We start from the raw sequence: 12,693 nt of genomic DNA, 5'->3' as shown, positions 1-12,693 counted from the left end.
ATGCGACTACTCTAAAATGGATCGGTCCAGGCCCCCGGGCCAGATCCGCAAGTCCAAATATGCCCATCGATCACTACGAGAACTTTCCCGTCGCCTCGCTGCTGTTGCCGCGCAGGCTGCGCGGCGCCGTGACCGATATCTACCGTTTCGCCCGCGCAGCGGACGATATCGCCGACGAAGGCAGCGCCACCGACGCGCAACGGCTGAGCCAGCTGGCCGCGTTCCGCGCCGAGCTGCACCGCATCGGCGCCGAACCCGGCGCCACGCCCGCGCCCGGCTCGCCCGAACTGGCCGGCATCTTCGTGCCACTCGCGGCCACCATCGCGCGCCACCAGTTGCCCATCACGCCGTTCTACGACCTGCTGTCCGCCTTCGAACAGGACATCAGCGTCAAGCGCTACGAAGACTACGCCACGCTGGCGGATTACTGCACCCGCTCCGCCAATCCCGTGGGCAGGCTGATGCTGCACCTGTTCGAAGCCACCAATCCGCACAACGTGACCGAGGCCGACGCCATCTGCACCGGCCTGCAGCTGGTGAATTTCTGGCAGGATGTGCGGGTGGACTGGCACAAGCAGCGCGTCTACCTGCCGCAGGAAGACCTGCGCCGCCACGGCGTGACGGACGAGGACCTGGCCGCCTGCCGGTTGACGCCCGCCTGGCGCGACCTGATGGCCTTCGAAGTCGAACGCGCCCGCGCACTGCTACACTTCGGCGCTCCGCTGGCGCGCCGCCTGCCGGGCCGCATGGGCCTGGAGCTGCGCCTGGTGGTGCAAGGCGGGCTGCGCGTGCTGGAGCGTATCGAGGCGGGCGGCTACGATGTATTCATGAATCGCCCCGAATTGGGCGCCAAAGATTGGGCCATCATGTTGTGGCGCGCAATTACCTGATATGACCCCTGACGAATATTGCCAGGAGAAAGCCGCCAAGAGCGGTTCCAGCTTCTACTACTCGTTCCTCTTCCTGCCGCCCGAGCGGCGGCGTGCCATCACGGCCCTGTACGCGTTCTGCCGCGAAGTGGACGACGTGGTGGACGAGTGCACCGACCCGTCGCTGGCCCGCGTCAAGCTGGCCTGGTGGCGCACGCAGGTCGACCAGATGTACAACGGCAATCCGGACCACCCGGTGACGCGCGCCCTGCAGCCACACCTGCAAAGCTGTTCGATCACGCGCGAACGCCTGCTGGCCGTCATCGACGGCATGGAAATGGACCTGGACCAGACCCGCTACCTGGACTGGCCGGGCCTGCGCAAGTACTGCTGGCACGCCGCCGGCGTGGTGGGCGAACTGTCGGCCGGCGTCTTCGGCTATTCCGACCCCAAGACCCTGGTCTACGCGGAGAAGCTGGGCCTGGCGTTCCAGATGACCAACATCATCCGCGACGTGGGCGACGACGCCCGCCGCGGCCGCATCTACCTGCCCGTCAACGACATGCAGCAATTCGAGGTCAAGGCCTCGGACATCCTGAACGGCGAATACTCCGACCGCTTCAGCGCGCTGATGAAGTTCCAGGCCGAGCGCGCCCGCGGGCTGTACCGCGAGGCCATGAGCAACCTGCCCGAGGCCGACCGCCGCGCGCAGCGCCCGGGCCTGATGATGGCGGCCATCTACCACGCGCTGCTCGACGAGATCGAACGCGACAACTGGCAGGTGCTGCACCAGCGCATCTCGCTCACCCCTTTGCGCAAGCTGTGGCTCGCCTGGAAGACCTGGGTGGGCGGCGGACGCGGACTGGTCCGCCGGTTGGCGCGGTGAAGGCCGCGGTCATCGGCGCCGGCTGGGCTGGCCTGGCAGCCAGCGTCGCCCTGCGCGAAGCCGGCGCCAAAGTCACCGTCTTCGAAGCCGGCCATACGCCCGGCGGCCGCGCCCGGCGCGTCTTCCACACCGATTTCGACGCGCCGCTGGACAACGGCCAGCACCTGCTGTCGGGCGCCTACAGGCACACGCTGGCGCTGATGCGCCGCGTCGGCCGCAACCCCGACGCCTTGCTGATGCGCCGGCCGCTGCAGTTGGCCAGCCTGGACGGCCGCTTCCGCCTGGCCGCGCCGCGGCTGCCGGCGCCGTTGCATATGGCGGCGGCGATCCTGCGCGCGCGCGGCCTGGCCTGGAAGGACCGCCTGGCGACCCTGCGCCTGATGCGCGGCCTGAAAGCCATGGCCTGGACGCCGCCGCGCGAATGGACCGTCCTGCATCTGCTGCACTACCACGCGCAATCGGATGCGCTGATCCGTCAGGTCTGGGAACCGCTCTGCCTGGCCGCGCTGAACACGCCGACCGCCACGGCCAGCGCCGCGCTGTTTGCGCGCGTGCTGCGCGACAGCCTGACCGGCAGCCGCGAAAACAGCGACATGCTGCTGCCCTGCACCGACCTGTCCGCGCTCTGGCCCGACGCCGCCGCGCGCCAGGTGACCATGCGCTACGGCAGCACCGTGCGCCAGCTCCGCCCGTCGGCTGAAGGCATCGACATCAACCAGGAACGGTTCGATGCAGCCGTGCTGGCGGTGCCTCCCACCTTTGCCGCGCGGCTGCTCGACGCACCGTTGCGGGAAGCCTGCGCCACCGGGCTGCTGGATGCGCTCAAGGCGTTCGAATACATGCCCATCGCCACGCTGAACCTGCGGCTGCAGGATCCCTGGCGCCTGCCCGAACCCATGATGATGCTGCGCGAGGAATCCGCCCGCGACCACTACGGCCAATGGCTGTTCGACCGCGCGCAACTGGCCGGCGACACCAAGGCCGGCGAACTGGCGGTCGTGACCAGCGCGGCCACCGGCCTCGCGGAACGCAACCGCCGGCAGCTCATCGAGGCGCTGATCGACCAAGTGGCCGAACAGGCGGCGCGCCATCCCGCGCGCCTGCCGGCCATGCCGGAGGTGGCGGCCGCCGAACTGTTCATCGAAAAACGCGCGACCTTCGCGGCAGTGCCGGGCCTGACACGGCCGCTGAATACCACGCCCTGGCCCACCCTGGCGCTGGCCGGCGACTGGACCGACACGGGCTATCCGGGCGTGCTGGAAGGCGCGGTGCGCAGTGGCCTGCAGGCCGCTCGCGTGCTGAATCCGGCAGCGGCCTGAACGCCGCCCGCAGGCCTTAGCGTAACAGGCTGGCGGTGGCCAGGCCGGCCGCCGTCAGCAGCAGCGACCCGATCAGGCTGAACCCCGCATAGCCCAGCGCGCTGGCGTAGGCGCCGCGCTCCAGCATGGCCACCGTCTCGGCCGAAAAGGTCGAAAACGTGGTCAAGCCCCCCATGAAACCCGTGATTGCGCCCAGCCGCACCCAGGCCGGCCATTCCGGATGCCCGGCCACCAGCGCCAACGCCAGCCCAACCAGATAGCCGCCGGCCAGGTTCACCACGAAGGTGCCCCAGGGCCAGGACTCCACGTTGAGCCACATGCTGACCAGCCAGCGGGTCCAGGCGCCGAACATGGCGCCCAGGCCCACGGCCAGGAAATTCAGGGGAATCAGGGTTTGGTATGCGGACATCGGATTTCAGGACGCCTTGTGCTGTTTGAGGCGGAAGGAAAAGACCAGCAGCAGTATGCCGAAAAACACGGCGTAGGCGCCGATGACCCAGACCAGCGCCAGCGCGCCCGCGCCGGGCTGCATGATCAGCATGCCGCCGAACAGGATGGACACCAGGCCCGAGAGGCCCAGCAGCCACTCATTACGGATGTCCTTGCGGAAACGGATCGCCGCCACGACCTGGAATATGCCGGACACCAGCGCCCAGATCGCAATGATATAGAGCAGGACCAGCGCGGTCAGGCCGGGATAGAGGAAGGTGACGATGCCGGCCGCGATCCCCAGCAGGCCCACGATGATGAGCGCCCACAGGGGTTTGCCGTTGTCGCGGATGCGCACGCCGGCAACCAGGGCCAGCACGCCGTCCACCAGCGCGAAAGCGCCCCACACCAGCACCAGCGCGGACAAGGTGATGGCGGGCATGAGCAAGGCCATGAGCCCGAACAGGATGGCGACGACGCCGCGCAATGCCACCCAACCCCAATGACGACCGATCTGATCCACGACTTGCTGTTCAAGCATGACGACCTCCGGTGTTTGTAACGGGTGGCCTATCTTATCGCTGCTGGCAGACAGGCGCCACGACGCCCCCGCCCCGCCGCGACGCGCGGCCCGAAATCGATTGAAATTTCCTCGGGCGGGCAGACGCAACATTTATAAGAGTCATTCTCATTAAATGTTAGAATCCGCGGGCTTTCACCCTATACCCCATGGACAGTCAACCCACTCCCCGCCGCCGTGCCTATTGGCTCAAGACACTGCACCAATGGCATTGGATCAGCTCGGCGCTGTGCCTGCTGGGCATGCTGTTGTTCGCGGTGACGGGCCTGACCCTGAACAACGCCTCGCACATCGAGGCCCGGGCGGTCGTGACCAGCCGCGAGGCCCGCATGCCGGACGCCGTGCTGCAGCAATTGTCCCCTCCTCCCGCGCAAAAAAAGGCCCCATTGCCCGCGCCCGTGGCGCAATGGCTGGACCAGACGCTGGACGCCTCTGCCGCCGGCAAACCCGCCGAATGGTCGGCCGACGAGGTCTACCTGTCGCTGCCGCGCGCCGGCGGCGACGCCTGGCTGTCCATCGACCTGGCCAGCGGCGACGTGGAATACGAACGCACCGACCGCGGCTGGATCTCGTACCTGAACGACCTGCACAAGGGCCGCAACACCGGCCTGGCCTGGAGCTGGTTCCTGGACATCTTCGCCGTCGCCTGTCTGGTCTTTTCGCTGACCGGCCTGGTGCTGCTCAAGATGCACGCCGGCAACCGCAGCGCGACCTGGCCCATGGTCGGCCTGGGCGTGGTGATCCCGGTGGTGCTGGCCCTGCTTTTCATACATTGATTCCAACGATCCGCCCCTGGAGATTTCCATGCGCAAGCTGTTGTTGTCGGCCCTGCTGGCCGGCCTGATCGCCCGAACGGCCCAAGCGGCCGACATCGGCCTGTCCATCGAGATCCCGCGCCTGGACGTGGCGGAATACCACCGTCCCTACGTCGCGATCTGGATCGAAAACCCGGATCAGAGCGTCGCGACCGACCTGGCCGTCTGGTACGACGTGGCCAAGAAGAACAACGAAGGCACGGAATGGCTCAAGGACATGCGCCAATGGTGGCGCCGCAGCGGCCGCAATCAGCAGTTCCCGGTGGACGGCGTCAGCGGCGCGACCAAGCCCGTGGGCAAGCACGCGCTGAGCTTTGACGCGGCCAGCAAGCCGCTGTCGGGCCTGAAGCCTGGCCAGTACGCCGTGGTGGTCGAAGCCGCGCGAGAAGTCGGCGGCCGCGAGCTGCTGCGCATTCCCTTCCAATGGCCGCCGCAAAAGGCCGGGCAATTGACCGCGCGCGGCGAACACGAACTGGGCGCCATCGCGCTCGACCTGAAACCTTGAGATCTCCTAGGAGCGCAACGATGAAATCCGCCGCCAAACTGGCCGCCGCCCTGGCGCTGTGCCTGCCCTTCGCCTCCCAGGCGCATGACGTCTGGATGGTGCCGTCCTCGACGGTGCTGTCCGGCGTCGACAGCTGGGTCACCGTCGACGCCGCCGTCGGCAACGACAAGTTCTATTTCAACCACGCCCCGCTGCGCCTGGACGGCCTGGCCGTGACGGCTCCGGACGGCAGCGCCGCCGAAGCCGAAAACGTCAATAAGGGCAAGCTGCGCAGCACCTTCGACCTGCAACTGAAGCAGGCCGGCACGTACCGCGTGGCCGTGGTCAACGACGGCGTGTTCGCGCGCTGGAAGGAAGACGGCAAGAACAAGCGCTACTTCGGCAAGCCCGAAGGCCTGGCGCAGGCCGTGCCGGCCAAGGCCGATGAGCTGGAAGTCTCGCAAAGCCTGGGTCGCGTCGAAACCTTCGTGACCGCCGGCAAGCCCTCGGCCGTCAAGCCGGTCGGCCGCGGCCTGGAACTGGCCCCCGTGACCCACCCGAACGACCTGTTCACCGACGAGCCCGCCACCTTCCAGATGCTGCTGGACGGCAAGCCCGCCGCCGACCTGGAAGTCAACGTGGTGCCCGGCGGCAGCCGTTATCGCGACAAGGTCGGCGAAATCCAGCTGAAGACGGACAAGGACGGCAAGTTCTCCGTGAAGTGGCCGCAGCCCGGCCTGTACTGGATCGAGGCTGGCATGGAAGATGCCAAGGTCAGCGTGCCGCAAGCCAAGAAGCGCCGCCTGTCCTACGCAGGCACGGTCGAAGTGCTGCAGCCCTAACCCGCCGCAGGCGCATGGCCAACTCTCCTTCCTACGCCCAGAGCGGCGCGCCGGCTACTGCCGTGCGCGTCGCCTATGGCGCCATGCCCGCAATGCCGGCAGCGCCCGCGGCGCTGGCCGGCGCCACCATGGGCACCACCTGGTCGGCGCGCATGGCGCTGCCGGCCGGGCGCACGGAAGCCGCGGCGCGCCGTGCCATCCAGGCGGCACTGGACGAAGTGGTCGCCCAGATGAGCACCTGGGAAGCGGATTCCGACATCACGCGCTACAACCAGGCCGCCGCTGGCTGGCAGGAATTGCCGGCGGGATTCTTCCATGTGCTGAGCCACGCGCTGGCGCTGGCCGGGGACACTGGCGGCGCTTATGACCCCACGGTGGGACCGCTGGTGAACGCCTGGGGGTTCGGTCCGCACCAGCGCGCCTTCGAGCCGCCCGCGCCTGCCGCCATCGAGGCCGCGCGCGCCCGCTGCGGCTGGCGCCGCGTGCAGCTGGACACCGACCGCCGCGCCGCGCTGCAGCCGGGCGGCGCCTATCTGGATCTTTCCTCCATCGCCAAGGGTTACGGCGTGGACCGCGCCGCGATGGCGCTCGATGCGCTGGGCATCACCCAATACCTGGTCGAAGTCGGCGGCGAATTGCGCGCGCGCGGCAAACGGCCCGACGGCCAGCCCTGGCGCGTGGCGATCGAAGTGCCGGACGCCAGCGACGACCATGCGCTGGCGCTGCCGCTGTCCGACCGCAGCATCGCCACCTCGGGCGATTACCGCCGCCACGCGGGCAGCGGCGACGAGCGCTACGCCCACACCATCGATCCGCGCACGGGTATGCCGGTGCGCAACAATCTGGCCTCGGTCACCGTGCTGCATCCCGGATGCATGCAGGCCGACGCGCTCGCCACCGCCCTGACCGTGCTGGGCGCAGACGAGGGCCTGGCCTATGCGCGCCGCCACGATCTGGCGGCCTTGTTCATCCTGCGCGAGCGCGACGCCTGGCGCGTCGTTGCCACGCCCGCATTCCAGGCGCTGGCCGCCATAGCCTGACGACATGCCAGCAACCCGGTTGATCGCGGCAGCATGCGTGGTGGGAGCCTGGTTGCTCCTGTGCCTCTGGGCCCGCCGCCGCGCCAAGCGCCATGAGGCGCAACAGGCGCTGGCACTGCAAGCCCTGCAAGCGCCCGTCCCCGAAGACACCTTGCTGGTCGCCTACGCCACGCAGACCGGCTACGCCGAATCGCTGGCGGCGCAGACCGCCGAATCCCTGCGCGCGGGCGGCCTCGCCGTGCGCGTGGCGGCGCTGGAACAGCTGGACGCCAAGCGTCTGGCGGCGTATCGCCGCATGCTGTTCGTGGTCAGCACCTATGGCGAAGGCGATCCGCCCGACGCCGCCGCGGTCTTCGCCGAACAGATGCAGCTGGCGGTCCCGGCGCTTGCCGGCGCGCACTACGCGGTGCTGGCGCTGGGCGACAGCGAATATGCCCAGTTCTGCGGCTTCGGCCATCGCCTGGACGACTGGCTGCACGCCCAGGGCGCAACGCCGTTGTTCGACCTGGTTGAAGTCGACAACGGCGACCCCGCCGCCCTGCGCCATTGGCAGCATCACCTGGGCCTGCTGGCAGGACGCAGCGACCTGCCCGATTGGCAGGCGCCCGTCTACGAATCGTGGCGCCTGGCCGCGCGCGAACAGCTCAATCCGCACAGCCAGGGCGGCCCCTGCTATCTGCTGACGCTGACGCCGCCAGCCGATGGCGTGCGCGGCTGGCAGGCCGGCGACATCGCCGAGATCGGCCCGCGGCGCGAAGCCGGCGGCCCCTTGCTCGCGCACCGCGAATACTCGATCGCATCGCTGCCGGAAGACGGTTCGATCCAATTGCTGGTGCGCCAGATGCGCGGCGCCGATGGCGCGCTGGGCCTGGGCAGCGGCTGGCTCACCCATATCGCGCAGCCCGGCGACGCGATCGACCTGCGCGTGCGCGTCAACCGCAATTTCCACGCGCCTGCCGACGACCGCCCGCTGCTGCTGGTGGGCAATGGCACCGGCCTGGCCGGCCTGCGCGCGCTGATCAAGGCGCGCCGCGCCGCGGGCCAGCGCCGCAACTGGCTGGTGTTCGGCGAACGCAACGCGGCGCACGACTGGTTCTGCCGGGAAGAGATCGACGCCTGGCGCAATGACGGCACGCTGGAACGCGTGGACGGGGTGTTCTCGCGTGACCAGGCCGAGCGCCGCTACGTGCAGCACCATCTGCGCGAACAAGCTGAAGCCGTGCGCGCCTGGGCCGACGCGGGCGCCGCCATCTACGTCTGCGGCAGCCTGCAAGGCATGGCCGGCGGCGTGGACGCCGCCCTGCAGGACATACTGGGCGCCACGCGCCTGCAGGCCATGCAGCGCGACGGCCGCTACCGCCGCGACGTGTATTGAACGCGTCCGCTGCGTTTACTGCAGCTTGATGTCGGCCTTCTCGATCACGGTCTTCCAGCGGTCGCGTTCGGCGCGGATCTGCTGGCCGAACTCGGCCGGGGTATTGCCCAGCGGAAATGCGCCCGTCTCTTCCATCTTGGCCGCTGTCGCCGGATCGCGCACGGCGCGGGCGAAGGCGTCGGCCAGCTTGTCTCGCACGTCGTCAGGCATGCCGGCAGGTCCCACCACGCCGTACCAGGCCGTCACATCGTAGTCCTTGTAGCCCTGCTCCGCGAACGTCGGCACGTCCGGCAGACGCGGGTTGCGCTGGGCGCCGGTGATGGCCAGGGCGCGCAGGTGATTGCTCTTCAGGTAGGGCAGCGACGACGGGAAGTTATCGAAGATCACCGGCACCACCCCGCCCACCGTATCGGTCAGCGCGGGCGCCGAACCGCGATAGGAAATGCTGTTCATCTTGCCGCCGATGATCTGCAGGAACCAGATCATGCCCAGGTCGTTCACGCCGCCGGCGCCGGCGTTGGCATAGCCGTCCTTGTTGGGATTGGCGCGCACGTGCTCGACGAACTCGCCCAGCGTCTTGGCCGGGAACTGCGGATTCACGCTGAGGATGTTGGGGCTGGTGACCAGGTTGCTGACGGGCGTGAAATCCTTGACCGGATCGTAGGTCAGCTTCGGGAACAGGTGCGGCGCGGTGCCGTGCGTGCTGACGGTGGCCAGGCCCACGGTGTAGCCGTCCGGCTTGGCGCGCGCCGTGGCGGTCATGCCTATGGTGCCGGACGCGCCCGTGCGGTTCTCCACGACGATCTGCTGGCCCAGGATCTCGCCCGCCTTGGCGGCCGCGAGCCGGCCCACGATGTCGGTCGGGCCGCCCGCCGGGAACGGCACGATCAGCGTGATGGGATGGTCGGGAAAAGCCGCGTGGGCAGCGGGCAGCATGGCGGCCAGCGCCAGGGCTACGCAAGTCTTGCGCATCATGGGTATGTCTCCTGTAGGGATGGTTGGAATTCTTATGCGGCCGCGCCGGCGGCGGCTTGCGCCATTGCTTCACGGCGCAGGATCTTGCCAGGCCGCGCCATGCCGGCTTCAGCCGGAAAGACCTGCTGGCCGTTGACCAGCACGTGCTCCACGCCCGCGGAGGCCAGCGTCGGCGCCTCCCAGGTGGCGCGGTCCTCGACCGTGTCGGCGTCGAACACGACGATGTCGGCCCAGGCGCCCTCGCTCAACTGGCCGCGCCCGGCCAGGCCGAACACGCGGGCCGGCAGGGAAGTCATCTTGGCCACGGCGGTCTCCAGCGTCATGAGCTCGGCCTCGCGCACGTAACGGCCCAGCACGCGCGTGAAGCTGCCCCACAGCCGGGGATGCGGATGGGCGTCGTTGGGCAGGCCGTCCGAACCCACCATGCAGCACTCGTGCTGGAAGATGCGCTGTACCTCGGCCTCGTCCATGGCGAAGTAGATCGCGCCCGCCGGACACAGGCGCTGCGCCGCGGTGGTCTTGTCGCAGCCCCAGCGCGCCGCAATGTCGCTGAGGAACTGGCCGCCGCATTCGGGATGCGGCGTGGACCAGGTGATACGTATGTCCTCGATGGTTTCGGCGCGCTCCGGAATCAGGATGGTGGAGCTGCCGGGGTACGGGTAAATGTCCAGCGCCACCTCCACGCCCTCGCCGCGCGCGCGGTCGATGTTCGCCAGCGTGGCGCGGCTCTTGCCCCAGTTCTGCGGCATCATGCATTTGTGGTGCGACAGCACGGTGGCGCAACCCGTGTTGCGCCCCACCGAGAGCACCTCGTCGACGGCTGCCTCGACCTCGTCGCCCTCGTTGCGGATATGGCTGGTGTGCATGGCGCCACGCGCCGCCGCCACCCGCGCGAGCCCCTCCAGTTCGGCGGGACGCGCCGCGCCGCCAGGCTGGTAGGCCAGGCCGGTGCTGAAGCCCACCGCGCCCGCGGCCAGGGCTTCGTCCAGCATGCGCTGCATGCTTTCCTGTTCCTCGGCCGTAGGCTGCGCCGCCGGGTCGCGCATGGCGGCCAAGCGCAGGTTGGCGTGCCCCACCAGGGCCGCCACGTTGATCATGGGCTGCTGCGCGCGCAGCTCGCCGAAATAGGCCTGCATGTCGGCGAACAAGGGCGTTTCCCCCAGCAGGGCCAGCGCCGCGGCGGTATTGCCCGGCAAGGGCGCCGGCGCGCCGCTCACGCCGCAATTGCCCACCACCACCGACGTGATGCCTTGCGTGGTCTTCCATTCCAGGCCAGGCCGCTCCACGAACATCAGGTCGTCATGGCCGTGCACGTCGATGAAGCCGGGAGCCACGATCTTGCCGCGCGCATCCACCCGGCGCGCGGCCGCCTTGCCCGACAGGTCGCCGATGGCGGCGATGCGCTCGCCCGCCACGCCCACGTCGGCGCGCCGCCTAGGGCCGCCCAGGCCGTCAATGACCCACCCGCCTTCAATGATCAGATCCAGAGGTTCCTGCCGCATGGTGCTCCTGCCTTGAGGGTCTTGTCGGCGGATACGCCAGGCCAGCGGACGCCGAAAGGGTCTAGTATCGTCCGCCCGATCAATCTGGGAAAATTGTTTTTATTGATCCATCTATCGTGATTTGAAATGAATCGTCTGCCCAAGCACGTCACCCTGAAGCACCTGACCGCCTTCGTCGCCGTGGCCCAGGAATCCAGCTTCACGCACGCCGCCAAGCGCCTGTTCCAGACGCAGTCGTCGGTGACCAGCCTGGTGCGGCAGCTGGAGGACGCGCTCGCCACGCAGCTCTTCGCGCGCACCAGCCGGCGCGTGCTGCTGACGGCGGCCGGCGAGGAATTCCTGCCGCGCGTCATGCGGCTGCTGGCGGATTTCGATGGCGTGATAGACGACGTGCAACGCTATGGCGCACTGGAACGCGGGCGCGTGGGAGTGGCGGCGGCACCGTCTGCCATCACGCAGATCATCGCGCCCGCCGCCGCGGCCTTTTCCGCCCGCTACCCGGCCGTGCGCCTGTATCTCAGCGACGACAACTCCGGCCGCATCCAGCGCAAGGTCGCCGCGCGCGAAGTGGACTTTGGCCTGACCAGCCGCTGGGCCGACGCGCCCGGCCTGCAGTTCGACGCCCTGCTGGAAGACCGTTTCGGCGTGTTGTACCGGGAAGACGACGCCAGCCTGCGCCCCGCGCGCGACGGCACGATGCGCTGGTCGGACCTGGCCGGCCGCAAACTGGTGGGGGTGGTGGACGAGACCGGCATCATGGCGCTGCTGCGCGCCCGCGCCGACTTGCCGATAGAAGCCGGCGCGCCGTTCTACGAAGCGTCCAGCACCACCTCGCAGGCGGCGCTGGTCCAGGCCGGCCTGGGCGTGGCGCTATTGCCGGCGCTGGCCGCGCAGCGGGTGATGGAGCCGGGCCTGGCCTACGCGCTGCTGGCCCGTCCCACGGTCATACGCACGGTCTGCATCATCCGGCACAAGGAATACCCCTTGAGCCCCGCCGCGCAGGCGCTGATCCGCGCGATCCACGACTACCTGCGCACCGCGCCGCTGCCGGCCGGCTGCAAGCGCATGCCGGCCAAGGGTTTGAAAGCCTGAAGGATACCCGGCGCGGTCAGGCCCCGCGCAGCTTCTCATCCAGCGCCGCCAGCCCCGCCGCGAACACATTGCGGCCCACGGCGTTGGCCACGTCGCTCAACTCCGCGCCCTCGACGCGGAAATCCGCCCACCACTCCACCAGCGTGTGGCCGCCTTCGGTGATGGCATGCAGCGCCACGCCGGCGACATAGTCGCGCATGGGCAGATCGGTTTCGATGATGGAATAGCGCAGCGCCGTGCCCGGATCGTCCAGCATCAGCAACTGCTCGCGCACGAAGCCGGAAGGCTTGAGCGACAGATGCCGCACGCTGCCTACGGCGTCGTGGCGGCCGCCCTCTTCCAGGCGGCTTTCGGCGATGCCGGGATGCCAGGCGGCCAGGCCGTTGAAATCTCGGAAACTGGCCCAGACCTGCTGTAGCGGCGCGTGGATGATGGCGCTGACGTGTACGGTATGCGGCATGCGGACTCCTGCGGGCGCGCGGCCC

At 68.9% G+C, this 12,693-nt stretch carries 14 protein-coding genes; 9 read left to right on the top strand and 5 right to left on the bottom strand.

The features are described from left to right. Window positions 1-59: 59 nt before the first annotated feature. Genes hpnC through hpnE form a run of 3 tightly spaced genes read left to right on the top strand, consistent with a single transcriptional unit; the run spans window position 60 to window position 3,074 of the window. Window positions 60-890 carry a squalene synthase HpnC gene (gene hpnC, locus IAG39_RS12150; protein ID WP_059379918.1) on the top strand — a complete coding sequence of 277 codons (831 nt, stop codon included), beginning with the start codon at window positions 60-62 and terminating at the stop codon, window positions 888-890. A gap of 1 nt (window position 891) precedes the next feature. Beyond that, window positions 892-1,755 carry a presqualene diphosphate synthase HpnD gene (gene hpnD / locus IAG39_RS12145; protein ID WP_059379919.1) on the top strand — a complete coding sequence of 288 codons (864 nt, stop codon included), beginning with the start codon at window positions 892-894 and terminating at the stop codon, window positions 1,753-1,755. Further along, window positions 1,752-3,074 carry a hydroxysqualene dehydroxylase HpnE gene (hpnE, locus tag IAG39_RS12140; protein ID WP_118934917.1) on the top strand — a complete coding sequence of 441 codons (1,323 nt, stop codon included), beginning with the start codon at window positions 1,752-1,754 and terminating at the stop codon, window positions 3,072-3,074. Before hpnD ends, hpnE begins: the two co-directional genes overlap by 4 nt. A 16-nt stretch (window positions 3,075-3,090) precedes the next feature. Here hpnE and crcB read toward each other — a convergent pair whose 3' ends face one another. Continuing rightward, window positions 3,091-3,483 (bottom strand): fluoride efflux transporter CrcB, encoded by a 393-nt coding sequence (gene crcB, locus IAG39_RS12135; protein WP_059379921.1) that lies wholly within the window; start codon window positions 3,481-3,483, stop codon window positions 3,091-3,093. A 6-nt stretch (window positions 3,484-3,489) separates the two neighbouring features. Continuing rightward, on the bottom strand, window positions 3,490-4,044 hold the full coding sequence (locus IAG39_RS12130) for an HdeD family acid-resistance protein (RefSeq protein WP_054452451.1): 555 nt from the start codon (window positions 4,042-4,044) through the stop codon (window positions 3,490-3,492). Window positions 4,045-4,232: 188 nt separating this feature from the next. Here IAG39_RS12130 and IAG39_RS12125 point away from each other — a divergent pair, with 188 nt between their 5' ends. From IAG39_RS12125 to IAG39_RS12105, 5 genes are read left to right on the top strand one after another with little or no spacing between them, the layout of a single operon-like run. After that, window positions 4,233-4,859 (top strand): PepSY-associated TM helix domain-containing protein, encoded by a 627-nt coding sequence (locus tag IAG39_RS12125; RefSeq protein WP_059379922.1) that lies wholly within the window; start codon window positions 4,233-4,235, stop codon window positions 4,857-4,859. 28 nt (window positions 4,860-4,887) lie between these two features. Next, complete coding sequence (locus IAG39_RS12120) at window positions 4,888-5,403, top strand: DUF2271 domain-containing protein (protein ID WP_059379923.1); 516 nt, start codon at window positions 4,888-4,890, stop codon at window positions 5,401-5,403. 20 nt (window positions 5,404-5,423) lie between these two features. Beyond that, on the top strand, window positions 5,424-6,224 hold the full coding sequence (locus tag IAG39_RS12115; protein WP_059379924.1) for a DUF4198 domain-containing protein: 801 nt from the start codon (window positions 5,424-5,426) through the stop codon (window positions 6,222-6,224). A 14-nt stretch (window positions 6,225-6,238) separates the two neighbouring features. Continuing rightward, entirely contained in the window at window positions 6,239-7,264 is a 1,026-nt protein-coding gene (locus IAG39_RS12110) for an FAD:protein FMN transferase (RefSeq protein ID WP_187524018.1), read from the top strand. A 4-nt stretch (window positions 7,265-7,268) separates the two neighbouring features. Continuing rightward, window positions 7,269-8,639: a sulfite reductase subunit alpha gene (locus IAG39_RS12105; protein WP_118934317.1), complete on the top strand. Its 1,371-nt coding sequence runs from the start codon at window positions 7,269-7,271 to the stop codon at window positions 8,637-8,639. Between the two features lie 15 nt (window positions 8,640-8,654). Here the strand turns inward: IAG39_RS12105 and IAG39_RS12100 are convergent, their stop codons facing one another. Further along, complete coding sequence (locus IAG39_RS12100; RefSeq protein ID WP_165867952.1) at window positions 8,655-9,614, bottom strand: tripartite tricarboxylate transporter substrate binding protein BugE; 960 nt, start codon at window positions 9,612-9,614, stop codon at window positions 8,655-8,657. A gap of 32 nt (window positions 9,615-9,646) precedes the next feature. Continuing rightward, the gene (locus IAG39_RS12095; protein ID WP_118934315.1) at window positions 9,647-11,116 is read right to left on the bottom strand and encodes an N-acyl-D-amino-acid deacylase family protein; all 1,470 of its coding nucleotides are present in this window, start codon (window positions 11,114-11,116) and stop codon (window positions 9,647-9,649) included. Between the two features lie 126 nt (window positions 11,117-11,242). Here IAG39_RS12095 and IAG39_RS12090 point away from each other — a divergent pair, with 126 nt between their 5' ends. Continuing rightward, complete coding sequence (locus tag IAG39_RS12090) at window positions 11,243-12,208, top strand: LysR family transcriptional regulator (RefSeq protein ID WP_059379928.1); 966 nt, start codon at window positions 11,243-11,245, stop codon at window positions 12,206-12,208. 16 nt (window positions 12,209-12,224) lie between these two features. Here the strand turns inward: IAG39_RS12090 and IAG39_RS12085 are convergent, their stop codons facing one another. Continuing rightward, window positions 12,225-12,668, bottom strand: a complete 444-nt coding sequence (locus tag IAG39_RS12085; protein ID WP_059379929.1) for an SRPBCC family protein — start codon at window positions 12,666-12,668, stop codon at window positions 12,225-12,227. Window positions 12,669-12,693: the final 25 nt, after the last annotated feature.

The organism is Achromobacter xylosoxidans, from assembly GCF_014490035.1.
Taxonomy (GTDB): domain Bacteria; phylum Pseudomonadota; class Gammaproteobacteria; order Burkholderiales; family Burkholderiaceae_B; genus Achromobacter; species Achromobacter bronchisepticus_A.
Note: the sequence above shows the minus strand (reverse complement) of the source record. Positions and strands in the feature narration are given on the sequence as shown.